19 protein-coding genes are annotated in these 25275 nt (G+C 58.3%); 15 read left to right on the top strand and 4 right to left on the bottom strand.

All coding sequences use genetic code 11. The features are described 5' to 3' along the window. The first annotated feature begins 290 nt into the window (after positions 1–290). Positions 291–2015 carry a hypothetical protein gene (locus AAAB35_RS07095; RefSeq protein WP_340667509.1) on the top strand — a complete coding sequence of 575 codons (1725 nt, stop codon included), beginning with the start codon at positions 291–293 and terminating at the stop codon, positions 2013–2015. A 118-nt stretch (positions 2016–2133) separates the two neighbouring features. Here the strand turns inward: AAAB35_RS07095 and AAAB35_RS07090 are convergent, their stop codons facing one another. The 3 genes from AAAB35_RS07090 to AAAB35_RS07080 form a co-directional block, all read right to left on the bottom strand. Next, positions 2134–3969, bottom strand: a complete 1836-nt coding sequence (locus AAAB35_RS07090) for an SLC13 family permease (RefSeq protein ID WP_340667507.1) — start codon at positions 3967–3969, stop codon at positions 2134–2136. 167 nt (positions 3970–4136) lie between these two features. Further along, on the bottom strand, positions 4137–5348 hold the full coding sequence (locus AAAB35_RS07085; protein WP_340667505.1) for a M20/M25/M40 family metallo-hydrolase: 1212 nt from the start codon (positions 5346–5348) through the stop codon (positions 4137–4139). A 40-nt stretch (positions 5349–5388) separates the two neighbouring features. After that, a complete protein-coding gene (locus AAAB35_RS07080) occupies positions 5389–6939 on the bottom strand; it encodes an AbgT family transporter (RefSeq protein ID WP_340667503.1) in 1551 nt (516 codons plus the stop codon). 914 nt (positions 6940–7853) lie between these two features. Between AAAB35_RS07080 and AAAB35_RS07075 the strand changes: the two genes are divergently transcribed. The 13 genes from AAAB35_RS07075 (at position 7854) to AAAB35_RS07015 (ending at position 23839) form a co-directional block, all read left to right on the top strand. After that, on the top strand, positions 7854–8942 hold the full coding sequence (locus AAAB35_RS07075; protein ID WP_340667501.1) for an efflux RND transporter periplasmic adaptor subunit: 1089 nt from the start codon (positions 7854–7856) through the stop codon (positions 8940–8942). Then, positions 8939–12019, top strand: a complete 3081-nt coding sequence (locus AAAB35_RS07070; RefSeq protein ID WP_340667500.1) for an efflux RND transporter permease subunit — start codon at positions 8939–8941, stop codon at positions 12017–12019. The genes AAAB35_RS07075 and AAAB35_RS07070 overlap by 4 nt, the downstream gene beginning before the upstream one ends. A gap of 29 nt (positions 12020–12048) precedes the next feature. Next, positions 12049–13251 carry a sodium/glutamate symporter gene (gene gltS / locus AAAB35_RS07065; protein ID WP_340667499.1) on the top strand — a complete coding sequence of 401 codons (1203 nt, stop codon included), beginning with the start codon at positions 12049–12051 and terminating at the stop codon, positions 13249–13251. A 154-nt stretch (positions 13252–13405) separates the two neighbouring features. Further along, entirely contained in the window at positions 13406–13702 is a 297-nt protein-coding gene (locus tag AAAB35_RS07060; protein WP_340667498.1) for a helix-turn-helix transcriptional regulator, read from the top strand. A gap of 190 nt (positions 13703–13892) precedes the next feature. Next, positions 13893–15470 carry an autotransporter outer membrane beta-barrel domain-containing protein gene (locus AAAB35_RS07055; RefSeq protein WP_340667497.1) on the top strand — a complete coding sequence of 526 codons (1578 nt, stop codon included), beginning with the start codon at positions 13893–13895 and terminating at the stop codon, positions 15468–15470. A gap of 248 nt (positions 15471–15718) precedes the next feature. Then, positions 15719–16303 carry a hypothetical protein gene (locus AAAB35_RS07050; protein ID WP_340667496.1) on the top strand — a complete coding sequence of 195 codons (585 nt, stop codon included), beginning with the start codon at positions 15719–15721 and terminating at the stop codon, positions 16301–16303. Between the two features lie 47 nt (positions 16304–16350). Beyond that, the gene (locus tag AAAB35_RS07045; RefSeq protein ID WP_340667495.1) at positions 16351–17763 is read left to right on the top strand and encodes an alkyl sulfatase dimerization domain-containing protein; all 1413 of its coding nucleotides are present in this window, start codon (positions 16351–16353) and stop codon (positions 17761–17763) included. A gap of 42 nt (positions 17764–17805) precedes the next feature. Continuing rightward, entirely contained in the window at positions 17806–18330 is a 525-nt protein-coding gene (locus AAAB35_RS07040) for a hypothetical protein (RefSeq protein ID WP_340667494.1), read from the top strand. A gap of 277 nt (positions 18331–18607) precedes the next feature. Further along, the gene (locus AAAB35_RS07035; RefSeq protein ID WP_340667493.1) at positions 18608–20272 is read left to right on the top strand and encodes an alpha/beta-hydrolase family protein; all 1665 of its coding nucleotides are present in this window, start codon (positions 18608–18610) and stop codon (positions 20270–20272) included. A 149-nt stretch (positions 20273–20421) separates the two neighbouring features. Next, positions 20422–20913: a DUF1269 domain-containing protein gene (locus tag AAAB35_RS07030; protein WP_340667492.1), complete on the top strand. Its 492-nt coding sequence runs from the start codon at positions 20422–20424 to the stop codon at positions 20911–20913. Positions 20914–21225: 312 nt separating this feature from the next. Beyond that, complete coding sequence (locus AAAB35_RS07025; RefSeq protein WP_340667491.1) at positions 21226–22272, top strand: AI-2E family transporter; 1047 nt, start codon at positions 21226–21228, stop codon at positions 22270–22272. A gap of 260 nt (positions 22273–22532) precedes the next feature. Continuing rightward, positions 22533–23687: an AraC family transcriptional regulator gene (locus AAAB35_RS07020; protein WP_340667490.1), complete on the top strand. Its 1155-nt coding sequence runs from the start codon at positions 22533–22535 to the stop codon at positions 23685–23687. A gap of 26 nt (positions 23688–23713) precedes the next feature. After that, positions 23714–23839: a hypothetical protein gene (locus AAAB35_RS07015; RefSeq protein ID WP_340667489.1), complete on the top strand. Its 126-nt coding sequence runs from the start codon at positions 23714–23716 to the stop codon at positions 23837–23839. On the opposite strand, the gene AAAB35_RS07010 is transcribed toward AAAB35_RS07015, so the two are convergent. Then, a complete protein-coding gene (locus AAAB35_RS07010; protein WP_340667488.1) occupies positions 23836–24186 on the bottom strand; it encodes a hypothetical protein in 351 nt (116 codons plus the stop codon). The two genes, AAAB35_RS07015 and AAAB35_RS07010, sit on opposite strands and share 4 nt — an antisense overlap. 331 nt (positions 24187–24517) lie before the next feature. On the opposite strand from AAAB35_RS07010, the gene AAAB35_RS07005 reads away from it, so the two are divergent. After that, positions 24518–25275: alpha/beta fold hydrolase (locus tag AAAB35_RS07005; RefSeq protein ID WP_340667487.1), on the top strand; the 758-nt coding region annotated here is incomplete at its 3' end.

Below are 25275 nucleotides of genomic sequence, written 5' to 3'. Positions count from 1 at the left end.
GTTGTAGGATCCTTGGTTTTATTTGGCGAAAAGATTGCTTTTGTTCCGGTGAATAGTATCTGGAGCACAGGTTTGGGACTCAATGCCAATCACAGTGGTCCGGTGGGAAGGTAGAGTGTTTGGACGGCCGCTTTTGGGCCGATGCGATTCGGCAATGACAATTTTGATGGCATGAGCAAACGCGCGCCTCTACGACCTGCCCCGTCGGAGCGCCGATCCAGGCAAGCCAAGAAGGCGATCTGGATCTGATATGCTGTTTTTTCAGTCGACGTGAAACGGATATCGCGCTCATGAACGAGAACCCTCCGAAAGCTAAATCTGCCATCCCCGTTGTGTCTAGCCTCGCTAGTTTCGAGCCGCTGAGCGCGGCGGAAGCCAAGATCGTTGCGCGTCTGAGTTTCGGAGATTTCGACAGGCTTGGAGACGGATTGCGCCCGGAGCGGGAGGATCCAACGCGCACCGTGCGCGCGGAGCTTCTGCGCTTCCTCATCCTCGGCAATAGCGAATACCGTTCGCATGAAAAGGGGTTGAGGCTTAGCGGTGCATGGGTAACCGGTATTCTTGACCTTGAAGGTTGCCGGATTCCGCGCGACATAGGGCTCAAGGACTGCCGTTTCGAGGCTTCGCCGGTGCTGCGTTCTGCCATTATCGACAACCTTTTTTTGGATGGTTCGTCCCTGCCTGGCCTGCAGGCCGATCGTCTCGAAGCGCGAGGGGGTCTATCGATGCGCGGTGCGACTGTCACTGGAGAAATCCGTCTTTCCGGGGCGCGTATAGGCGGCAACATCGAGGTAGACGGCGCATCGATCGTCTCGCCCGGCGGCATTGTTCTTGACGCTGATGGATCAGAGGTTCGTGGTGCGATCCTGTTGCGTGGCGCAGACATCCGGGGGGGCATCAATTTTTCGGGCGTCCGGCTTGGCGGCGATCTCAACGCTGTCGGCGCACGGATTGAGCGTCCTGACGAAGTCGCCCTGAACGGGGACGCCATCGACGCAGGTGGTGACCTTGCCATGCGAGGGGCAACCATCGTCGGCGAGGCCAGCCTGCTGGGTGCTCGCTTCGGGGGAGACATCGATTGCACGTCGGCGACGCTCTCGCAGCCGGGCGGCTATGCACTGAGGCTCAATCGTGCAAGCGTCAATGGCGCATTCTTCCTGCGGCAGGGTGCGTCGGTTGATGGCGCGCTCGACCTGACGGCGACATCAATCGGTGCAATTGATGACGAACAGTCAAGCTGGCCAAAGGCGGGTGATTTGCTGCTAAACCGTTGCCAATACGGGGCGTTCATCGGCGGCCCCGTCGATGCGGCAAGCAGGCTCGACTGGCTGTCGCGTCAGATGCCTGAACGATGGAACGCGGATTTCTGGCCGCAGCCCTACGAACAGCTGTCGACGGTGCTGCGGGAAATGGGTCACGACGAGGATGCCCGCGCCGTTCTGATCACCAAGGAACGGTTGCAGCGGCGCGCACGACGGGCACGCGCAAGGAATCCGGCGCTGCGCGTCGCCTTGGCCACAACCGACGGCATATTGGCCGTAACTCTTCGCTATGGACGCCAGCCCCTCCTGGCGCTGCTTTGGCTGATCTTGTTTTGGGCGATCGGCACGGGCGTGTTCGCGTTCGCCGCAAAAAGTGGCGCCGTGAAGCCGAACAGCCCGGTCATTTTGCGTTCGCTCGAATGGACTTTGTGCGGTCTGGAGCGAACCGACAGCCGCTACATGCCCTCGAGCAGAGAGACCTTCACGGGCCGCGCGGCGACTGGAGAAGATCAGCTCTCCTGCTTCCTCAATCAGCCTGAAGCGGCCAGCTATCCTGAGTTCAACCCGCTCATGTATTCGCTGGATGTCCTGTTGCCGGTGCTGTCGATCGGTCAAAAGGAATATTGGAGGCCCGATCCGACAAAACCCAACGGCCAATTCATCCTGAAATACTATTTCTTCCAGTCGGTCGTTGGCTGGGCATTGAGCCTGCTGGCGGTCGCAGGGTTCTCCGGGCTGGTGAAATCGAAGTAAGTCGCTTGGCTCAGGTTGAGACCAGCAAAACACCACGGCAACAACAGCTGTCGCCGAAAGGTGCCTGTTTTGCGCCCCATGACGTCAACGTGACAGAGGGATAGGGCCCCGTAAAATCTCAGAAACGCCAGATCAACGGCACGATGAAAACAGAAACCACAAAGAACCAGATCAGCAGTGGCAAGCCGAGCTTCCAATAATCGCTAAAGGCATAACCGCCCGGGCCCATAACCATCAAATTCGTCGGCGTGGCGATCGGTGTCAGGAATGCCGCTGCCGCCGCTACTGCGGTGCTCATGAGCACCGGACGCGGCGAGATGCCCATCGCTGTGGCGGCCGCCACACCGATCGGGATAACGATAAGTGCGGTTGCTGTATTGCTGATGAGCTGCCCCATCACCGCCGTCAGGATGAACAATCCCGCAAGCAGCGCCACAGGACCGGCATCTCCGACGAAATTGACAAGATGTTCGGCCATCAGCTTTGCCGCCCCTGTTTCGACCATTGCAGTCGAAAGTGGCATCATCGCGCCGACGAGGATCACCGTCGTCCAACCGATGGCGCGATAGGCTTGCTCGACATTCATGATACCGGACAGGATAATCGCACCGGCAGCAAGCAGGCCAGACACGGCCGGCGGCACAATGCCGGTCGCGAGAAGGAAAACCATTGCAAATAAAATGACGATGGCCTGACGCGCGCCCGGTCCCATGGGAACGGCCTGACGACGAACCAACTCTGGCGAATTAACCACCAGGACATCAGGATCGTCGAGGTGAACGTCAAGGGCTTTCCAGGTTCCCTGTAGCAGCATGGTGTCACCAGCCTGTAGCACGGTTGCACCAGTGCCCTTGGCCGTGTTGACCGCGGCGATTTCCAAACCTGGGCGCTGCACTGCCAGAACGATCAGGTCGCCGCTTTCGGTAACCATACCCGGAAAGACGCTTTGCCCGATAAGACCGGAGCGTGGCGGAATGACGACTTCTGCAAGCCCAGAGCTGCGATTGAACAGCGTCTCCTCGCCTTGGCCGACTGCCTTCTCGTCGCGAAACGCAAGATGCATCTGCGCTGCGAATGCCGCTGCCGCATCGTTATCACCGCGTATCAGCAGATGGTCTCCTTCGGCCACGAGCGGCCTTCGCAGCGGCCCGGCCGTTTCACCCTCCTGTATAGCGACAAGCTGCAGCCCTGGATACGCGGATAGTTCGATCCCTGACGACGCCATGCCCACATAGGGCGAGCTTTTACGCACCCTGAGCTGGTAGATACCGCTGGCGAGCCCGTATTGCTCTACCAACGTTTTGGCGTGGCGGCTGAAATCGGCTGGCATGGTGGCGCCATTGCGTTCGGGAAGAAGCTGCTTTCCGAACAGCACGATGATCGCCATGCTTCCGGCCAGAAGCGGCACGCCGACAAGCGCGAACTCGAAGAAGCCGAAGCCGCCGACACCGGCATCGAAACCGGCCTCCGATACCAGCACGTTCACCGGCGTTCCCGTCAGTGCAAGCATGGAGCCGGCATGCGCGGCAAAAACCAGCGGCATGAGCAATTGCGACGAATTGCGTTTGAGGCGGACGGCAATAACAACCACCACAGGCAGAAGCGCTGCGACGGCGCCGTTGACGCTGATGAGGGCGGTCAGCAGCGCAACCAGCCCCATCGTCAGAAGCAATAGGCGTGCCCGGCTTTCTTCGCCAGCACCACGGATGAGCAACTGCCCGGCCCAGGCGGTGACCCCGGTGACCTCAAGCCCGGAGCTGACAACGAAAAGCGAGGCAATGAAGATGACCGCCGGATCACCGAAGCCGCCAAGCGCCTGGCCAAGCGTCAGCACGCCGCTTGCCCAAAGTGCCAACGATGTCAGCATGGCGACGACGACGACCGGCAGCTTGTTCGAGACGAACAGAACGACGGCAACGGCGATGATAGTCGCTATGTATGCTATCGGGCTCAATCACTCAGCTCCTCATTTGGCCCTGCTCGGGCTATCCAACCCGTCCCTTACATCAGGATCGTCTCAAGCAAATCCACCCGACGTCGACAAGGGCCATCATTGACCACAGGCCGCGAAGATTGTCCCCTCTCGGGCGACCACCGGCTGCCAGATGGCCCGCGGGACCATTAGTCATCGAGCGTCGCCATAAGTACGCCAATACGGCAGCCTTTTTCAAACTCCGAAAGGTTCACATACTCTTTGATGGTATGGATCTCGGCCTGGCCGGAGCCGATGGTGATGGTGGGGACACCATGTTTGTCGAGCCAGTTGGCATCCAGTCCGCCATTGGAGAAGACAAAGACTGGCTCGATGCCGAGCGTCTGCAGCGCCCTGGTTGCACGCTTCACGATTGGAGTGTCTTTACCCAGTTCGAACGGTGGATAGGATGCCACATGGCTGAATTTCAGCTCGGCGGTGTCGCCCGCATCATCTGTGACTTCGCTCTGCGCCTTGGTGAATGCATCTTTGTAGCCTCGGGCGATCTTGGTCGCGAAGGCGGATTCGGGACTGCGTGCCTCGCCCTTGATGAAGGCATAGTCGGTCACGACGTTGGTCGCGTCGCCGGCCGGCTTGTTGTCCTTGCCGCCGAAGATTCCGACATTGCTCGTGCCCCGACCGTCTGACTTGACGACCTTGCCGAACCAGCCTTGACGCCGCGCTTCGGCAAGTGCCATCGCTCCGACCATCGTTGCTGATATGCCCTTTTCGGGTGCGACGCCCGCATGCGAGGCGCGGCCGGTGATCTCTACTTCCCAATTCTCCTGACCGACAGCGCCGATGATCAGGTCGGATGCCATCTGGCCATCCACATTGATGCACATGACCGCCCCGCCGAGATCGGCAGGGTTTAGCTCGCGCGCACCATGCAGCCCGCTTTCCTCGCGTACGGTGAATAATAGCGTGATTGGAGGATGCGGCAGCTTTTGCTTGAGAAGCGTCTCGGCGACCACGACAAGAACTGCGACGCCAGTGCGGGCATCACCGCCGAGAGCAGTCGTACCGTCCGAGACGATGCGGTCGCCCTCGCGACGCGGCTTGGCACCTGCGCACAGCGGCACGGTGTCGAGGTGAGTGGAAAATAGAAGCCGCGGTCCCGGCCGCGTTCCGGGCAAATCGACGATCAGATTGCCCGTTTCCGTTGGCAGTGGAATACGCTTGTTGGCGTCGTCGAAACGAATGGCCGACTCCGGTACGCCGATCTTCTTCAAAGCGTCGCAGACGGCAGCGGCAATGTTGGCTTCCTGTCCGGTTACGCCCTCGACTGAGAGGAATCGCATCAGGTGATCTTCCGCCGCCGCGACGTCGAGGGGAATAGAGGTGTTGCTCATGATGTCCATCCGATCATTTGAGTTTAATCGCTGAGGTATCCCGGGTTCGCTAGAGGCCCCAGGGCAGCCCCAGGGCCTTCCAGACTGCAAACAGACCCGTCCACAGCACGAAAATCAAAACGACATAGGGCAGCATCAGCGAGACTATGGTGCCGACGCCCGCCGACTTGTCGTATTTCTGGGCGAAGCCGACGACGAGCGCAAAATAGGCATTGAGCGGAGTGATTGCGTTCATCGGCGAGTCGCCAACGCGATAGGCCGCAAGGACGGCTTCCGGCTCGACGCCGAGCTTCATCAGAAGTGGCACGAAGACGGGAGCGAAGATCGCCCACTTTGCAATTGCGCCGGTCAGCAGCAAGTCAATGATTGCGACCTCGACGATAAAGCCGATCAGTAGTGGCAGCGCACCAATATTGGCCGCCTGTAGCGCACCAGAAAGGCTAAGTGCCATGACGGTGCCTATGTTGGTATAGGTAAAGTAGGCAACGAACTGACTGAGGACGAAGAACAGGAAGATCGTACCACCCATATTCTTTACGGACTTCTCGATCGCCGCGATCACCTCCGTCAGTGTCCGCAAAGTGCCGGCGCCAATGCCGTATGTCCACCCTGTCACCAGGAACATGAGCATGATGAGTGCGATCAGGCCGTTCATGAACGGCGAGTTGCCGATCAGTTCGTCGGTTGTGGGATTGCGCAGCGGCGCGCCACTGGGGACAGTGAGCAGCAAGAACACCACCAGAAGGCCTATAAGCCCGTAGAGCGCAAACCTCAAACCGCGTGATTCCTGCTCGGACAGTGTTGCGCCTTGCTCTGGAATGCCTCCGTCAGCCGATGCCTCCGGCTTATAGTCTCCCAGTCGCGGCGCAATCATGCGGTCGGTGATCAATGCGATAAGGACAGTGAGGAAGATCACAGATGCGATGGAGAACCAGACATTCGACGCCAATCCGATCGATCGCTCAGGATCGACCAGCCGCGCCGCGTCGTTGGTGAATTCCACGAGGACCGCATCGAGAGGTTTGATGAGCATGTTGACGGTGAAAGCGCCGGCCACCGCGGCAAAACCGAGCGCCAGACCAGCCAGCGGATGTCGTCCGACTGCGAGATAGGCGACCCCGGCGAGCGGTATGAGGACCAGATAACCTGCATCGGCTGCAATACTTGCAAGGATGCCCACAAATGCCAGGATGTAAGTCAGCGCCCAGCGCGGCGAAACAATTACAAGCTTTCGTATCAGGGCTGTGACCAGACCGGATTCCTCAGCTACACCCGCGCCGATCATGGCGGCGATCATAAGTCCCACAGCTGTGAAACTCATGAAATTGGGAATGAGCGAGGAGTAGAGAAAGCGGATGCCCTCCACGTTCAGAAGGCTGCGTATCGCCGTAGAGGCAGTTTCGATCTCGTGTGTGTCGGGATTGATGCGCTCATAACTGACCGCCGCCCCGAAAGCACTCAGGATGGCTGACAGAACAATAACGATGCCGATCAGGATCAGGAAGATGACCACGGGATGGGGAACCATGTTTCCCACCTTCTCGACGCTGTCTAGAAATCTTTGCATCACGGTCTTTGATGCAGTATTGGCAGTGGCCATTTCATGCCTCCCATTAAGCCAACCGATAGCGCCCAATTGGTCGCAGGACATTAAGGTTCAGATGGTGCGTTTTCTGGGCGTGCTCAATTTGTGGTCGCAAAGACGATAAGCCATGGTCAAGATGCCGTCCCGGGACATTCCGCCAAAGCGACATAGAGATCGTTGGTAATTGATCAGCCAATGATCGCATCAGGTACTGATGCTCACGCCCCTTTTTCCATTGTCGCGTTGGCAAGCGACAAGCCGAACAATAAAAGCAGTTGCACCTCCTTCATTCCCCAGGTGAGGTCACCAATTTCGAAGCTCGCAACGGTTGAATATAGTGTTGCTTCAATTACCTGTGACCCGCAGGGAATCCCAAAACCAAGCTTTCAGTTCAAATTTCCCGGCTTTAATGCCGTGGTCCTGACTGAGGCATTCTCGTAAGCTTCACCGTCGTCAAATCAATTGTTATCGTTTCGCCACGGCGCGGTGTGCGTATTCAAGCCAAGCGTCCGTGAAATGAACCGATCCATGCGCGGGTTCTGTCAGCCGTAAGGTACGTTCGTTTTGTCGCCATCCCAACGTCAACTTTGGTTGCCCAGAGATATGCGCTGATGACGTTGACAATAACCCCGACCACCCTAACCCGTTTGATTCATTAAATTTGCGACAGCGGACGCGTGCTGGAGCATAAGCGAGCCGCAATTTTGCTCCGCGCAGGTTACCTGAAGTCAATCCGCCGCATGCGTGTTCTGAAAAGCGACTTTCGCCCCCCCGGAAATTGGGATTCCAAGCAGCCATTTGGGATTTCTGACCAATCACAAACCGCAGACAGGCGTTATAGTCGAAGTGCCCCTCAGACACACGCTTTGTCCTTTTTTTATGAGAGTTTCCTGGAGTGCATGAGAATGCTGGTTTCAGTGAGTAGGTCGATGCGAAGGGTGCGCGCGCTTTGCGCGCTGTGTGGCTTTCTGATGGCAGGCCCCATGCTCGCCGGTTGCCGGGATGAGCCCGAGGAGGCCGCCCCACTCATTCGCCCTGTACGAACCGTTACGGTCGAGGAGCGCAAGCTCGGCGACAGCGTGAGCCTTACGGGCCATGTCGAGGCTGAGAATCAGGTTTCCTTTGCGTTTCGGCTTGGCGGGCGTGTGATTGAACGCTTGGTCAATGTCGGTGATCCCGTCGAGCCGGGACAGATCCTGGCAAAGCTCGACCCCCAAAATGAGGTCAGTGCCCTGCGCACCGCACAGGCCAACCTCGTTGCTGCCGAAGGGCAGCTCGTCAAGACGCGTAACGCGTTCGAAAGACAGGAAGCCCTGTTGCGGCAGGGTTTTACGACACGCGCACAATATGATGCCGCGCAGCAGGCCATGCGCGCGGCGCAATCCCAAGTCGACAGTTCGCAGGCCCAGTTGGACAATGCCGAGGATCGCGTGGGCTTCACGGAGTTGCATGCCGATGCTGCCGGCAACGTCACTGCCGTTGGTGTCGAACCAGGCGAGGTTGTTCAGGCAGGGCAAATGGTGCTGCAGGTTGCCCGGCAGGATGGCCGCGACGCCATATTCGATGTGCCGGCGCAGTTTTTGCGACAAGCGCCGGATACGGTCGTCGTAGAGGTCGCCCTGACCGATGATCCAGCGGTCAAGGCCAAAGGACGGGTACGCGAAGTTGCGCCTCAGGCCGATCCCACCACGCGGACTTTCCGGGTACGCGTCGGCCTGAGCGACACGCCGGCGGCCATGCGCCTCGGCTCGACAGTCACCGGACGCGTGACGGTCGATTCATCGCCGGAGATCGCGATACCGGCCACGGCACTGACCAAATTCAACCGACAACCCGCGGTATGGATCGTGGATCAGGAAAAGAAGACGGTGTCGACGCGCAATGTCGAAGTCCTTCGCTTTGATCCCGCTACGGTCATCATTGCCCAGGGCCTCAATCCGGGCGAGGTCGTTGTGACCGCGGGCGTTCAAGCCTTGCACGATGGCCAGGAAGTTCGCTTGCTTGGATCGACCCAATGAATGGCTTCAATCTGTCAGCCTGGGCCCTGAAGAGCCGCTCGCTCGTGATCTACGCGATGATTGCGGTCGTTGTGGCCGGCGTGGCGGCGTTTATCAATCTCGGTCGCAACGAAGATCCTGCCTTCACAATCAAGACGATGGTTGTCAGGGCTGCCTGGCCCGGCGCAACGCTCGACGACACGCTTAAACAGGTTACCGAACGGCTTGAACGCAAGCTTCAGGAGATACCCGAAGTCGATTTTCTGCGCAGTTTTACCAATGCCGGCGTGACGACGATCTTCGTGAACCTCAAGGACGCCACGACGTCGGCGGAAGTTCCCGATGTCTGGTACCAGGTGCGCAAGAGCATTGGCGATATTCGCCCGACATTGCCGGCCGGCATTGTCGGGCCCGGTTTCGACGATGACTTTGGCGACACGTTCGGCATTATATATGGCTTCACGGCGGATGGCTTCACCCAGCGCGAACTTGCCGACTATGTCGATGACGCTCGCTCGCGTCTGCTGCATGTGCCGGATGTCTCGAAGATCGACGTGCTCGGCGCCCAGCCAGAACGAATTTTCATCGAATTCTCAACCGAGCAACTGGCTGGTCTTGGCATTGACAGGGCCGCCGTGATCGCCGCGCTGCAGGCGCAGAACGTGGTGAGCCCCTCGGGCACGCTGCGCACCGCGGACGAAAGACTGTCGCTGCGTGTCAGTGGCGCCTTCGATTCGGAAGAAGATTTGCGAAATCTCAACTTCGTTGCCAATGGGCGTCTCATCCGGCTGCGCGACATCGCCGAAATCCACCGGGCCTATGCGGATCCGCCACAGCCCATGTTCCGCGTCAACGGCAAGCCCGCCATGGGCCTTGCGATTTCCATGCGCGAGGGCGGCGATATTCTGGCACTCGGCCGCAATATTACCGCGGCAATGCAGGAGATCACGGCCGATCTGCCAATCGGCATCGACACCACGCTTGTCGCCAACCAGCCGCAGGTCGTCGATGATGCCATCGGCGAATTCACCACGTCGCTCTGGCAGGCCATCCTCATCATCATGGCTGTCAGCTTCATCAGCCTCGGCATACGCGCGGGTACCGTCGTCGCGCTGGCGATTCCACTATCGCTGGCGATGGTCTTTGCTGTCATGCAGATCGTCGGGATCGACCTGCAGCGCGTATCACTCGGCGCCCTGATCATTGCGCTTAGCCTCTTGGTCGACGACGCGATGACAACTGTCGATTCCATGACGACGCGCCTCGCACTCGGCGACGAAAAGGAAGAGGCGGCGAGCTTTACGTTCCGCACGCTGGCGGCCGCCATGCTGACGGGTACGCTCGTCACCGCCACGGGTTTTGTGCCGATCGGATTTGCGCGAAGTTCAGCAGGTGAATATACGTTCTCGATCTTCGCAGTTGTCAGTATCGCCCTCGTCGTCTCCTGGCTTGGCGCCGTGATTTTCTCACCCCTCCTCGGGGTCGCCCTCCTCAAGAAGCCCGAGAAAGCCGAAACGGGCAAACCGTCGATCATCCTTAGCTTTTTCCGCAGCCTACTCCTCGGCGCGTTGCGCCTGCGTTGGCTGACCATCGGTCTGACGCTCGCCTGTTTCGTCCTTGCGCTTCTCGCCCTTCCGTTCGTGCCACGACAGTTCTTCCCATCGTCGGACCGTCCCGAGCTACTCGTCGACATTAGGCTGCCGCAGAACGCTTCGATCGAGGCCAGTCAGAAGGCCTCAGATGACCTCGATGCGCTTCTCAAGGATGATCCGGATGTGGCCCACTGGAGCACCAACGTCGGGCGCGGAGCCATCCGTTTCTACCTGCCGCTCAACGTTGAACTGCCCAATGAGTTCTTCTCGCAGGCGGTCGTCGTTGCCAAGGATGTGCCGAGCCGCGAGCGGCTGCGTGCGCGCCTGGAGCAGGAACTGGCGGAAAAGGTCCCAAGCGCCATTTCACGCGTCTCGCTGCTGGAGCTCGGGCCACCCGTCGGCTGGCCCGTTCAATACCGGGTGAGCGGTCCTGATCCCAACGAGGTCCGCGAAATCGCCCAACGCCTGGCGCAGGTCATGGGCGCCAATGGGCAGCTCAAGCGGGTCAATTTCGACTGGATCGAACCGGCGCGCACGATCCGCGTTCACATCGATCAGGACCAGGCACGCCTGTTGGGTCTGAGTTCGCAGGCACTGGCCGCGGCCCTCAACACTGTGGTCTCTGGAATGGCCGTGACGCAGGTGCGTGATGACATTTATCTGATCGACGTTGTTGTCCGCTCGACAAATGAGCAGCGCGTCTCACTCGACAATCTGCGCACGCTGCAATTCCCGCTTCCAAACGGCCGCGCCGTTCCGTTGAGCCAGTTTGCGACTTTCGAGGTCGATCAGGAATTTCCGGTTATCTGGCGCCGCGATCGCGTCCCGACGCTCACCGTACAAGCCGACGTCGCCGCTGGCGCTTCGCCGGAAGCAATCGTTCAGGAACTTGAGCCGGAGATCGACAAGCTCAACGCGGGCCTGACCGGTCCCTATCGCATCGTGACGGGCGGTACAGTTGAGGAAAGCGCCAAGTCCCAGGCTTCGGTCATTGCCGTAGTGCCGATCATGCTGTTCCTGATGATCACAATTCTCATGATCCAACTGAAGAGTTTCAGCCGACTGTTTCTGGTGCTGAGCGTTGTCCCGATGGGTCTGATCGGCGTTGTGGGCTCGCTCTTCATCTTCAACAGACCACTCGGCTTCGTCGCCATTCTCGGTATTTTGTCGCTCCTCGGACTGATCGCAAAAAATGCCGTGATCCTGATCGAACAGATCGAGACAGAGCGGGCCAAGGGGACCGAGGTATGGAACGCAGTGATCGACGCCACCGTGTCACGGTTCCGTCCCATCATGCTGACCGCCATATCCACCGTTTTAGGCATGATCCCGATCGCCTGGACCATCTTCTGGGGACCGATGGCGATTGCGATCATGGGCGGATTGCTGGTGGCAACGGTTCTGACCCTGATTTTCCTGCCGGCTCTCTATGTGGCCTCATTCCGCGTCAAGGAACCGACGACGCGGAGCGCTGCCATGGAGCCGGTTGCCCAAAACCCGGCATAGGCTGAAAAGAAGACGAGGTTTCATCGACAGTGACAGATATCGCGTTTCCAGGTTTTGTCAGTCTGACGATAGCGATTGTCGTTTTCTTCATCGGCGCCGAGCTGAACGGCCGGATCGCTGCATTGCGGCAGTGGAATATTCCCGAAGCCGTGACCGGCGGTATGCTGGCGGCGCTTGCAACACTCATTGCCTATCGCGTTCTTGGAATTGCGATCTCGTTTGACCTTGCGGCACGGGACTTGTTGCTTCTCTACTTCTTTACCGGCATTGGCCTTAATGCGCGGCTTGCCGATCTGATCGCCGGTGGCAAGCCCCTGATCATCCTGCTTGGCCTGACGCTGGTCTATCTCGTCATCCAAAATGTCATTGCCGCGGCGAGCGCGGCGGCCCTCGGATTGCCTGAGGGCATTACCGTGCTCCTCGGTTCAGCTTCCCTGATCGGCGGACACGGTACGACGATTGCCTGGGCCCCTATACTCGTCGAGCGGTTCGGCCTCACCAACGCGATGGAAATTGGCGTTGCGGCTGCGACGCTCGGTCTTGTCATTGCAAGCCTGGTCGGTGGTCCTGTCGCAGGTCTTTTGATTGCGCGTTATCGGCTGAAAGGACCCGAGGCCGCGCTGTCGATCGGATTGTCGGATGACCCTGACCACCCAATGGAAGACGACCTCAACCACGTCACGCTCCTGCGGACCATTCTCGTTCTAAACGTTGCCGTCCTTATCGGCTATACGGTCGATGAGTTGTTGGCCGACCTTGGATTTCGGCTCCCCCTCTTCGTTGCCTGCCTGCTTACGGCGATTGTCCTGACCAACGTCGTTCCGCGGATCATGCCGATGCTCTTCTGGCCGACGCGCACCCGTGCACTGGCGCTTGTCTCTGACCTTTCGCTCAGCATCTTTCTTGCCATGTCGCTGATGAGCATGCAGCTCTGGACGCTTGGCGGGCTTGGCCCCTCACTGCTTCTGGTTTTGGCAATCCAGACAGTCGCTGCGATCGCCTACATACTGTTTGCCGTGTTCCCACTGATGGGCCGCAACTACGACGCCGCTGTGATTGCCGGCGGCTTTTCTGGCATAAGTCTTGGGGCGACGCCGACCGCCATCGCCAACATGACGGCCATCACGAAACTCCACGGCGCAGCACCGATGGCCTTCATCATCCTGCCGTTGGTATCGGCTTTTTTTATCGACATCGCGAATGCCTTCGCGATCGGTTTTTTCGTCAATTGAACGTACTGGCCATAATCGGATCAACGCCTGCTGCTGATGCGGCGCATATCGACAATGGGGCCATCCCTTTACCTGAGGGCGATCTCAAAGCGATTGCTGCCGCGCCATGCGCCTTCTCCAAGTTCGGTGGGCGGAGGAATGTATCGAAGCGAACTTGACCGAGACGATCGGCATTGAGGAGGTCGCAACGGCAGTTGGCGTTGGTGTGCGTTGTTTGCAGACGAGCTTCAGGCGAGTTCATTGCGGTTCGCCGCGCGAATTCCTGACGCGCATGCGCCTGGAAAGAGCCCGGCAACTGCTTTCGGTTTCAGGACAACAGGCTACCGTAACCGCCGTGGCGACGAGGCTGGGATTTTTCGAACTGGGACGATTCTCGCAGCTCTATAGTCGGCATTTCGGAGAGTCACCGTCGGCAACGCTCGGCCGGCTCGGTTCAGGTTCCGATCATTGATGTCGATGGTCCCATAACGATTGCTCCGGGGCGATAGTTTGACCGCTTGCCCGCCATCGACCACTTCTCCAGTTCTCAATGTTGCCAATCCGCAACAAGTCTGGCGCATTCCTTATCGCGCCGCGCAATCCGGTTTGTGGCCGGTCTCGATTCACGTAGCGTGGAATTGTGGATCGGAGGGGGGATTACCATGCGCAAAATCGCAAGGCACCTGAGCCTTATCGAGAATGCACTCGAACCGGGCGTTTCCGGATACCCTGCAACTCGACGATATTTCCGCATCCTCGCATGCACGACGCCTCTCGCTCTTGCGGCTGGCGTCGCCGAGGCACAGCAAGCACCGGATGGCGCCTGCCTGGTCGAGAAGGTAAATAAGAACGGCCAGTCAATCGGAAATCCGGATTGTCCCCAGCGTGGCAGCCTCTTCCGTATCGGCGGCAACAAAGACCTGCAGTACTTCCTGGTCCGGAGCCATCGCGCACCTGATGGCACGTTTTTGCTGCAATCGCAGAACGGCCAGTTCGATACCGGCCAGTTCCTACTTCGCGATGGTCACATTCGGCCCTTCATATCCAACGCGTCGGGCCAAGAACCACACGATCTCTATAACTTCGACCCGAACGATGGTGGCGGCGGTGGCAATGGCGGCAGCGGTGGTGGCACTGGTGGCGGCGGTGGCAGTGGCGGCAGCGGTGGTGGCACTGGTGGCGGAGGCGGTGGCAATGGCGGCAGCGGTGGCGGTGGTGGCGGAGGCGGTGGCAATGGCGGCAGCGGTGGTGGCACCGGCGGCGGAGGTGGCGGCAGCGGTGCCGACATGACGATCCCCGTGGACCGCAGCATCGAGCAGGCTATCACCGGCAGCGGCGCGCTGCCGATTTTCGTTGAGCCCTACACGATCACCGAGCGCCTCGTTGACTGGGGATTTGACGGGGGAGCCGCACAGCCGACGAGCGGGGCTGGTGAGAAGATTTACCGCGGCTGGTTCCAGGGCACAGCGTTAGGTTTCGACGATTCCCTCAGGGGGGGCGACGGGCACCTCGAACGGGGCATTTTGGGATTCGATATGGTGCAGCGCCCCGACCTGGTTCTGGGTGTCGCCGGTGGCTACGAGAACGCCAGTTCCGACGGGTTTGACGGCCAATCCAACGTCGATTTCGATGGCTACTTCGTCGGCCCGTTCGTGGCGTGGAAACCCGACCCCCATCTGGTACTCGACCTCTGGGCCGGCTATGCGCAAGATGACGTCGACAACAATACCGCCGGAATGCAGGGCAGCTACGATCTTGACCGAATCTTCGTTTCAGCCAACGCCACCGGGCGTTGGTTTGTGGGCGAGACCGAGATTCGCCCCAAACTTGAACTCTTCTATTCGAATGACGATACGTCGTCTCACAGCTATAGTCCGACGGAGGGGTCCGGCCTTCCAGAAAACCTGAGGCTTGATGTGGACGGGGGACACGACAACCTGTTCATCTCCACCCTCTCCGCCGAGGTGCGCCGGGAATACCGACTGTCCTCGGGCATCAGCATCACGCCTTATGCCCGTATCGGCATGGATATAATGCTCGACCGTCCGAATGACGGCAAGATTCTCGATGGGGACCTCAATATCGTCTCGACCTCGTCCGTGACGGGGAACATCCTTGCCGGCGCGGACCTGGTCTTTACGAGCGGCAGCCGGCTGGAAGGGCGTATCGCCTACAGTAAGATTGGGCAGGACGATCTCGACGTGTACGGCGGCCAGATCGCCTTCACCATCCCCTTTTGAACTTCGATGAGGGCCAAAGCGGACGTTGGTTTGTCGCAGAAGTTTGTAGCTTTTTTGTCGGCAGCAGCATGGCGGCACTTCCAACGACTTCTGGCCACTTGAAACGTCAATCGTGCATTCAACAGAACGTTACCCGTCGTTACTGTTACGTTACTTTCCTTTGTCACTCGCCTAACTAGGATTCTTCGTCTACAGGTTGTGAATTTCCTCGTCTGCAAGTTGTGAAAATCAAAGTTCGGGAGGACGGCATGAACTCTTCAAACAACAACGGTATCACCAGGGCGGAATTTCTTCGCGTAGCTTCGGCAGGTTTGGCTGTGAGCCTCGTCGGGCAATCCGGAAAGGCAATCGCCCAGGACGCGCCCCCTGTGCCTCGCACTGGCAGTGTTGCAAAACCGGCGACGCAAGCGACGCTGGAGTACAACGCCCTCTATCGCAATGGGCTCCCGTTCGATGATGTGCAAGACTTCAAAGACGCGCGTCGCGGACTTCTGGCGGCCCTCCCGGACCCGGCGATCATAAAAAATGCTGAAGGCGTTCCGGTCTGGGACCTCAGCGTTTATCAGTTTCTCGGCACATCGGAAGCGGATGATGCTCCGGATACGGTGAACCCTAGTCTGTGGCGCATGGCTAAGCTCAATATGCTCCATGGCCTCTTTGAAGTCGTCGACGGGGTATATCAGGCTCGCGGCTATGACCTCTCGGTGATGAGCATCATCCGAACCGACACGGGCTATATCGTCATTGATCCGCTGGTCAGCTCCGAGACGGCAGCCGCTGTCTGGAAGGAACTCGTTGTCCCGAAACTGGGCGACAAACCCATTGTTCGGTAATCTATACGCACAGCCACGTTGACCACTATGGCGGTGTACGGGGTCTCGTGAACCAAGCCGATATTGACGCTGGCAAAGTCAAGATCATCGCTCCCGAGGATTTCACCAAAGCTGCGGTCGGCGAAAACATCATCGCCGGAAATGCCATGAGCCGGCGCGCAAGCTACATGTATGGAAATCTGCTTCCACGGGGCCCGATGGGTCAGGTCGATGGTGGTCTTGGCAAGACAACTTCGACGGGGCAGATCGGCCTCGCGTTGCCAACGGATTGGGCGACTGAAACGGGCCAAAAAATAACGATCGACGGCATCGAACTGCAGGTGTTGATGGCTCCTGAATCGGAAGCTCCATCGGAGTTCATGTTTTATATACCGAAGTACAAAGCATTCTGCGCTGCCGAAGATGCCTGCCATACCCTTCACAATCTGTACACTCTACGCGGGGCAAAGGTTCGAGACGGCCTGCTTTGGTCGAAGTACCTCCAGCAGGCGATAGATATGTTCGGGGATGAAACCGAGGTACTGTTCACCTCGCACCATTGGCCGACATGGGGTAACGATCGGGTAGTCAGCCATCTGAAAAGCCAGCGCGACCTGTTCCGCTTCCTGCATGACCAGGTCATGCGGATGGCCAATAGCGGCATGACACCGAAGGAAATCGGTGAAGTCATCCGGCTTCCAGAGGGTCTTGCCACCACATGGGCATGCAGAAGCTACTACGGCACGGTCTACCACGACGCGGTTGCCCAATATAACCTTCGCCTCGGATTCTTCGACGGCGTTCCGGCAAACCTTCATCAGCTGCCGCCCACAGAGGCAGGTACGCGTTATGTCGACTTCATGGGTGGAGCCGACAACGTTTTGCGTATGGCCAAAGAATCCTATGACAAAGGAGACTATCGCTGGGTTGCCGAAGTGGTAAACCACGTTGTCTTTGCTGACGCCAACAACGTCGCCGCCAAGCAACTCCTTGCCGATACCTATGAGCAGTTGGGCTACCAGTCGGAGTCAGGGCCATGGCGTAACTTCTACCTGACTGGCGCGCGGGAATTGCGTGAAGGCGTGACCGAACTGCCAGTTCCGAATACCGCAAGTCCGGACACGATCAAGGCCATGCCGATCGACATGTTCTTCGACTTCCTCGGTGTTCGGCTGAACGGCGACCGTGCGGCAGGTAAGACCATTAGCATCAACATGGAACTGACCGACACAAACGAGAAATACCTCGTGGGTGTCGAGAATTCTGCCATCCATTATTCCAAAGATAAGAGCATGCCGAGTGCCGATGTTTCGATCGTCACGACCCGAGAGTCGCTAAACGACGTGATGCTTGGTATTTCGACCATGGAAAAACAGGTGGTGGAAGGCAAGGCCAAGCTTACGGGCGATCCGAAGAAACTGTCGGAGTTTGTCGGCCTGCTCGACAACTTCAACTTCTGGTTCAACATCGTCACTGCGTGAACCAGAAAAGAGCCCGGAGGGACAATGTGCACGATATGCGCATTGACAATCGAGTTTGCGGTTGAGCATCCGCAATCACTTGTCGTCGCAGTGGCCACACGACAGGCAATCGAGACTGGTCTGTTAACGGATTGCGACACAGCGGAGATGGACATGGTACAGTCGCGCCACCACGCGACTGTACTCATGACCAAAATTCAGCAGCGTCTCCGGGATGTTCTGCCGATTTCACGGCTGACGGCCCTTCCCAACTTCTTCGTTCTGATGATCGAAAGCAGAACTTGGGCATACTTCCATCCGACTCTCGCGGGATTTGACACGTTGGCAGACCCCGCACCTCCCACGCTTGAGCCCAGTAACGACCGCGAGCGCGATTCCGTGATCGTAATTTCGCAAGCGGCCGCTGAAAGCCTGGTGAACGGACAACTACCCTTCTCAACCGCTTTGCAGAAAGGGCTAACCATAGTGGACGCGCCCGTTTCGGAAAACAAGTCTATCGAATCTGCTTTGACTGTAGCGTACCCCGTTGGCCAATTCAGCAGGTTCGTCTGCACGGAAATTATATGAGTCTTTTCCGAGTGTCTGAACTATGCGGTCTTGAGCCGCACGTTCACAACTAGGAGAGGTTCTCCAGGACAAATCGGATTTCAACAGATTTGATCGTCTTTGTATCGACCAAAACCTGCGTTCAGGCCAGGCGAAAAAGACGGCATTTGCAAAGCACCTGGCTGATGAACCATTGGATGGCCAATAACAATGTGAAACGCAGCGGAATTGACATCGCGATCCCACGGGGTAGCTTGTCGATACCGTTGGTTGAGGGGAGCCCGGTTTGAAAGCTTTTATGTCAGTCCTGGCAAAGTCGTTCTCCGCCATCGGTCTTTTTGTCGGCATTCTCTTCTTTGCCGCATCCCTTACGCCAAGCCTCATGCCGCGCTCCTATCTGGTTCAGGGGGCGCTCTCAGGATTTTGTGCAGCGCTTGGCTATGGTGTGGGTGTTGCGGCGGTATGGCTCTGGCGTTATCTGGAAATTCCGGTACCCCGCGCGCGCATTCAAAAAGCCGCCAATTGGATCGCGGTCATTGTGTGCATCGGAACCGCAGGCGTTTTTCTGTGGAAGGCGGCCGAATGGCAAAATACGGTGCGCAGCCTCATGGGCCTTGGGCCGGTCGAAAGCGTCGAGCCGTTTGAGCTTGCGGCCATCGCCTTCGGCGTTTTTCTGGTGGTCGTCCTCTTTGCCCGGCTCTTCAGGCAGACGTTCCGGCTGTTCTCGCACTGGCTGAACCGCCTCGTGCCGCGCCGCGTGTCCAAGGTCATTGGTGGCGTTCTGGCCGTCGTACTCTTCTGGTCGGTGGCGCAAGGTGTCTTGTTTAGGGTGGTCTTGCGTGTCGTCGACACGTCCTTTCGCGAGCTCGATGCCAGGATCGATGACGGCTCAGCGCGCCCATCGGACCCTGCAAAACCCGGCGGTCCGGGCTCGGTCCTCGACTGGCAGGACCTCGGACGCCAGGGCCGCGCCTTCATCGCTTCCGGACCGACCGGCACGCAGATCGGCGATTTCTTCCATGCAAACGCGCTTAATCCCGTTCGTGTCTATGTCGGGCTGAATTCCGCCGAAACCGTCGATGAAAGGGCGCGCCTTGCACTTGAGGAACTGAAGCGTGATGGCGGGTTCGAAAGATCGGCGTTGATTGTCATCGTTCCGACGGGAACTGGATGGGTCGATCCCGAGGGAATCGACACCGTCGAATATCTTCATCATGGCGACATCGCCAGCGTTGCAATGCAGTATTCCTATCTCTCAAGCTGGTTATCCTTGCTGGTGGAACCGGGCTATGGCGCCGAAGCCGGTCAGGCACTCTTTCGTGAAGTATATCGCTACTGGGTCACGCTTCCGCGCGACAGCCGCCCGAAGCTCTATTTGTATGGCCTGAGCCTTGGCGCGATGAATTCCGAACTTTCCGCCCATCTCTACGATATTATCGGCGATCCCTTTCAAGGGGCGTTGTGGAGTGGGCCGCCCTTCCAGAGTCGCATCTGGAACACGGTGAGCACTGACCGAAACCCCGGCTCACCTGCATGGTTGCCGCGCTTTCGCGACGGGTCGATCATAAGGTTTACCAACCAGAACAACGCGCTCGATATTCCTGGCGCCGTCTGGGGCCCGCTTCGCATCGTCTATCTGCAATATGCCAGCGATCCCGTGACCTTCTTTGATTTTCACGCGCTTTATCGCGAGCCGGAATGGATGAAGAGTCCGCGCGGTCCGGATGTCTCGCCAAGTCTACGCTGGATACCGGGGGTTACAATGCTGCAGCTCCTGTTCGACATGGCCATCGCGACAACCTCGCCGATGGGATACGGCCACGTCTACGCCCCGGAGCATTATATCGACGGTTGGCTTGCCGTAACCGATCCACAAGGCATTCGGCCGGAAGATATTTCTCGATTGAAAACGTTTTTCGGCGAACGGTCGCGCAGCGACGTCAATCCGCCCCCGGGCGATTGACCCGTCGGCCAAGTGCTTGCGCGCTTTGATCGAAAAAGAAACACAATGCATGTCTCTGGGATTTAGGGCTAATCTCTTGGACGCGCTCGGCACGATATAGTTTTTCTGCAGCGCGTCCCAGCGTTGCTCATGAATGAGTTGGAGGCAACATGTCTGATCTGATTGTGATCGTCTATCCCACCGAAGCCAAAGCCGAAGAGGTGCGCAATCGCCTTATCGCACTCCAGAAAGAATATCTGATAACGCTCGGCGATGCCGTCATCGCGACCAAGACGGATGCCGGCAAAATCAAGCTCAACCAAATGGTGAGCACGACGGCAGCCGGCGCCGTATCCGGCAGTTTCTGGGGCTTGCTCATTGGCGTCCTCTTTCTCAACCCGCTGATCGGGGCGGCAGTCGGTGCCGCGTCGGGCGCCCTTGGCGGGGCGTTGACGGATGTCGGCATCAACGACAACTTTATGAAGGAGCTTGCGGCCAGTATACAGACCGGCAACGCCGCACTGTTCGTGCTCGTGCAGTCAATGACTGCCGACAAGGTCCTGAAGGATATTTCCGGTTACGGCGGCGTTGTTCTCAAGACCTCGCTGGATGAGACCAAGGAACAGGTCCTACGCGATGCACTGCAAAAGGCGACGTCGTAACCCTTGAGACCGTAGAGCGCACGGGACTTTATGTGGTCACAGCTGGACCATCGCGATCATCATCGGGATGGCTTGGGCAGCCGCCGGGGAATGGCCATTGCCCACCTGGGCCAAGGGACTTCGCCCGGCGCTCCGAGGCGCTGTGACCGGCACCCTCGCCGGCTACATGCCGGTCATTCTCGTCGGTTGGTATTGCGGGACCTTTTGGCGGGGTCTTTCTCACTCTCATCATTGGCATTGGGCGAAGTGCCCCGCGCAGCGAGACGGATTTGAGGTCAACGGTTGGTTCGGGCAAGGGGTGGGTAAGAAGGGATGGTAGTTCATAATCCAAAACCGATGATCGGTTACCTTGCGACCGGTATCCTCGTTCTCGCGCTGCTCCGCTTCGGACAGGCAATTTTCGTTCCGCTTGTCTTCTCCCTATTCGTCATTGCGCTCGTTGGACCGCTGCAGATCCGGTTGCAGCGCTTTATGCCGCAACTTGTTGCCCTGCTCGTGACGCTATCCTCGACGATCTTCATCATCATCGCCGTCGGATCCTCGGTGACCTGGGGCTTAAGCAAGCTTGGTCAATGGCTGTTCGTCAATGCCCGCAGGTTTCAGGATATCTATGTCCACTGGACCGACTGGCTGGAAGAACACGGTATTGCCATCGCCGGTCCCCTTGCCGACCGTTTCGACGTGACATGGCTGGTCGGCTTTACCCAAGGGCTGGCCGGGCGCCTGAACAGTTTTGCTGGATTTGCGTTGCTGGTCTTTGTTTTCGTCATGCTCGGCCTCCTGGAAATAGAGGATTTCGGCAAGCGGCTTTCTTCCCCCGCGGTCCAGCCACAGGGCATGAAAATGCTCCATGCCAATCGCGAAATATCAACGAAGCTGCGCCGGTTCATGCTTGTGCGCACGTTTGCCAGCGTCCTGACCGGCTTGATCGTCTGGGCATTTGCCTATTTCGCCGGTCTGGAACTGGCGGCCGCCTGGGGCGCCATTGCCTTCACCCTCAATTACATACCATTCCTCGGGCCGTTCGTCGCAACCTTCCTGCCGACGCTTTTTGCCATAGGCCAGTTTGATTCCTGGCAGATGGCTCTTGCGGTTTTCGTCGGACTGAACCTGATCCAGTTCCTGATAGGAAGCTATCTTGAACCGTTGCTGATCGGCACATCGTTGGCGATCTCGCCTTTTGCAGTGATTTTTTCGGTGTTCTTCTGGAGCTTTATGTGGGGTGTGCCGGGCGCGTTCATTGGCGTGCCCATTCTCATCGCCTTTATTATCTACTGCGACAAGTCGCCCGGGGCGAACTGGATTGCCGTGCTCTTGTCGGCAAAGTCCCATGCAAGTTCCGACAAAGCTTCGACCTGATATCCGGCGCTCGCGCGCATGGCGCAAGTTATGCAACCCGTTTCGTAACAGTTACGTACTGAACAGACTGCAGCGGTTGTGCAATACTTAAAAAGACAAGCATTCGTAACTGCGTGGTCCTCACTCCGGTGACTTTTTTGGAGTAGCAATGCCTGTACTTCCCCCGACAAAAATCGTGCGATGTATTATCATGAGCGGATCAAACAGCGAGGCAATGCCCCCTCGCTGTACGTCGTGCAGTTACGGCGAATGGTGAAGTCATGAACGCTCATGATCGTACCTTACCATCGGATGCTCCGCTCGATCCGAGTTTCGCACCCACAGTAGTGGCCGCTGTTATCGATTGCCCTTCACCGCACTCGAAGCGGCCATCCTCGGGCCTCTCCTCTATCCCCACGTTCAAGTTTGACACCAGAGGCGTGCCGATTGACCATCAGTATGACACTTGGCGCAAAAGCTTCTCGCCCATGCTCGAATTTGGCGAGCGCAAGGACACGTTCAGCGGCTTTGAAGGAAAGCAGACAGTCTGGGATCTTGGCAACCTTGCCTTCTCCCGGATCAGGACGAGGGCGCTCGAGTTCGCAAGCATCCCGGGTCACACGCGAAGGGAAGCGCTCGATCACTGGACATTGACCCTTCCACTCGATGGAATGATCAGCACGGTTGGTCCGGCAGGAAGCTTTCAGGGCGGCGCCGGTATCGTCCAGGTCCATTCGCTCGGACGTTGGTTTGAAGGGACGGCCACCGACAGCGACATGCTGATGCTGTTTGTTCCCCGTGACTTCTGCGCCGAGGTAGCACAGGTCCTCGGCGCTGCCGAGTTCTCGCTCGTCGACACGGCGATGGGGCGGCTGTTGTCCGACTACTTTATTGGATTGGCCAAGCGGTTGCCTTCGGTCGCGGCAGACAACCTTCCGGAACTCGTGGGGGCGACGCGGGCGATGATCCGGGCGTGCGTTTTGCCGTCTGCCGGCACTATCGAGGAGGCTGAGGCACCCATCGTACGTGTCCTGCTTGAAAGGGCACGGGGCATCGTGCATGCAAAACTGTTCGACCCATCGTTCAATGCCGAGGTCCTCAGTCGCGATCTTGCTATTTCGCGCACAGGGCTTTACCGGATGTTCGAGCCGTTCGGCGGCGTCATGCACTACATTCAGCATCAGCGGCTCCTCGATGCCCACGCGGCATTGGCGGACCCCAACGACAAGCGCCGTATCATTGAGATCGCCGAGCAGCGGTGTTTTAGTGATGGCGCAGAGTTCAGCCGGGCCTTCAAGCGGGAGTTTGGCTATACGCCAAGCGAAGTGCGGGCTGGTCGCAGGAGCGGTATGCCGAGCAGGCCGCCGGCAGGTGAACTAACCAGCGCTGCCCCGGAGGAGCGCCTTGGATTGCTCCTGCGCAAGCTTCACGGTTGACCTGACAACAAGCGATGGGGTTTTCGATGCGTCATGATGATCTGGATGAGCGGTTAAGAAAGCTCGGCGTCAATGTCGGGCCCTTCACATTCACCGTCTTGTTTCTGATCGGCCTTGGCGTCGCGATGGCTATTGGCTGGCTCTTGTACTAGCGCTGGCCGGGGCGCGGCAAGGCGGTCGATTGCGTGCCCGCTGTCAACTGCGTGTGCTTGGAGCTGAAGGGGTGATAATTGCGATGCCGGAAAATGACGACAGGAAGCTTGCCATCGAGGATACGCGATTTCGGCGAAATACCGTCGTTGCACTCACCCATCCGATCAACAACCGGGCCCTTGGACTTTTCTGACTGTTTTCCGTCATTGCCCTTGCCACGGTGACCGGCGCTGTCGCTCGCTGCGGGTGAAGTCTCGCCAGAGGTCGGCTGGGAAGTTGCATCGCTGACATTGGTCCTCGTCTGGGCGTCCTGGCAATGCTTTCGTGCTCTTGAAGTCGGGGACATCGACCTGCCGGGGCGTGACGCTGAATTCTGGCTCGCCAACGCCGATAGCGGCAACGACCGACCGACAATTTCTCGCCGTTACCTCGAAGTTTTCAAGGAACGGCATCAGACCAATCGCAGCGTAAGCGAACGGCAGACGCGCGCGCTCAGGAGAGCAAAGCTGGGGGGAATCATAGCAACATTGATTGGCACCGGCGTGGGCGCGATCCTTGGCTTCTTTCAAATAAATTCCGTTTGAACTTCCGTACGATCGCGCACTGTGGCATTGGTCGTGATGGCGAATTGGATATCCACCCTTGTGTTGCCTCGAAGCGTTGTGATTCTGCGGACAATGGTACTGGTGCTTGTGGCGAGCGGCGTTGTGGCCTGCGCGTCGCCGGCCCGGGGTGTGCTCACGCCCGTGAGCCCGCCCCCGTCTGACACGGCAAAGGTCGATCTTCTCGTTGCGACGACCCGAGCGCCAGCGACACAAAAGGGTGTTTTCTTTAGCGGAGAGCGCGGCGACGCCCTTAGTCTGGCAAATGTCGTCGTCTCGATTCCGCCCAACCGCAAGCCAGGAACAATCCAATGGCCGCGCCGGCTTCCTGGCGATCCTGAGCGAAGCTTTGTCACCACGGCTGTCGACACCGTCAATATCCGGGACATTCGAACCTGGTATCGATCGCATGCGGTGAACAGCCGACGCGTCCTCATCTTCGTTCACGGCTTTAATACGCGGTTTGAAGATTCGGTCTTTCGATTTGCGCAAATTGTCCACGATTCGCGCGCCGAGGTGACGCCGGTCCTGTTTTCCTGGCCATCGCGTGGGGCTTTGCTCGACTACAACTACGATCGCGAGAGCACCAATTTTTCTCGGTCAGAATTGCGCTATGTCATTCAGCAGGCGGTCAAGAGCCCGGACGTATCCGAAATCACGATTGTGGCGCATTCGATGGGCAGTTGGCCGGTAATGGAGGCCTTGCGTGACATAGCGATGCTGGACAGGCGGATATCACCCAAGATTACCGACGTCATACTAGCTTCGCCGGACCTCGATATCGACGTCTTCCGCAAACAACTGATCGATATCGGGCAGGAAAGACCACATAT

Source organism: Phyllobacterium sp. (assembly GCF_037994425.1).
Taxonomy (GTDB): domain Bacteria; phylum Pseudomonadota; class Alphaproteobacteria; order Rhizobiales; family Rhizobiaceae; genus Phyllobacterium.
This window is presented reverse-complemented; position numbering and strand designations above follow the sequence as displayed.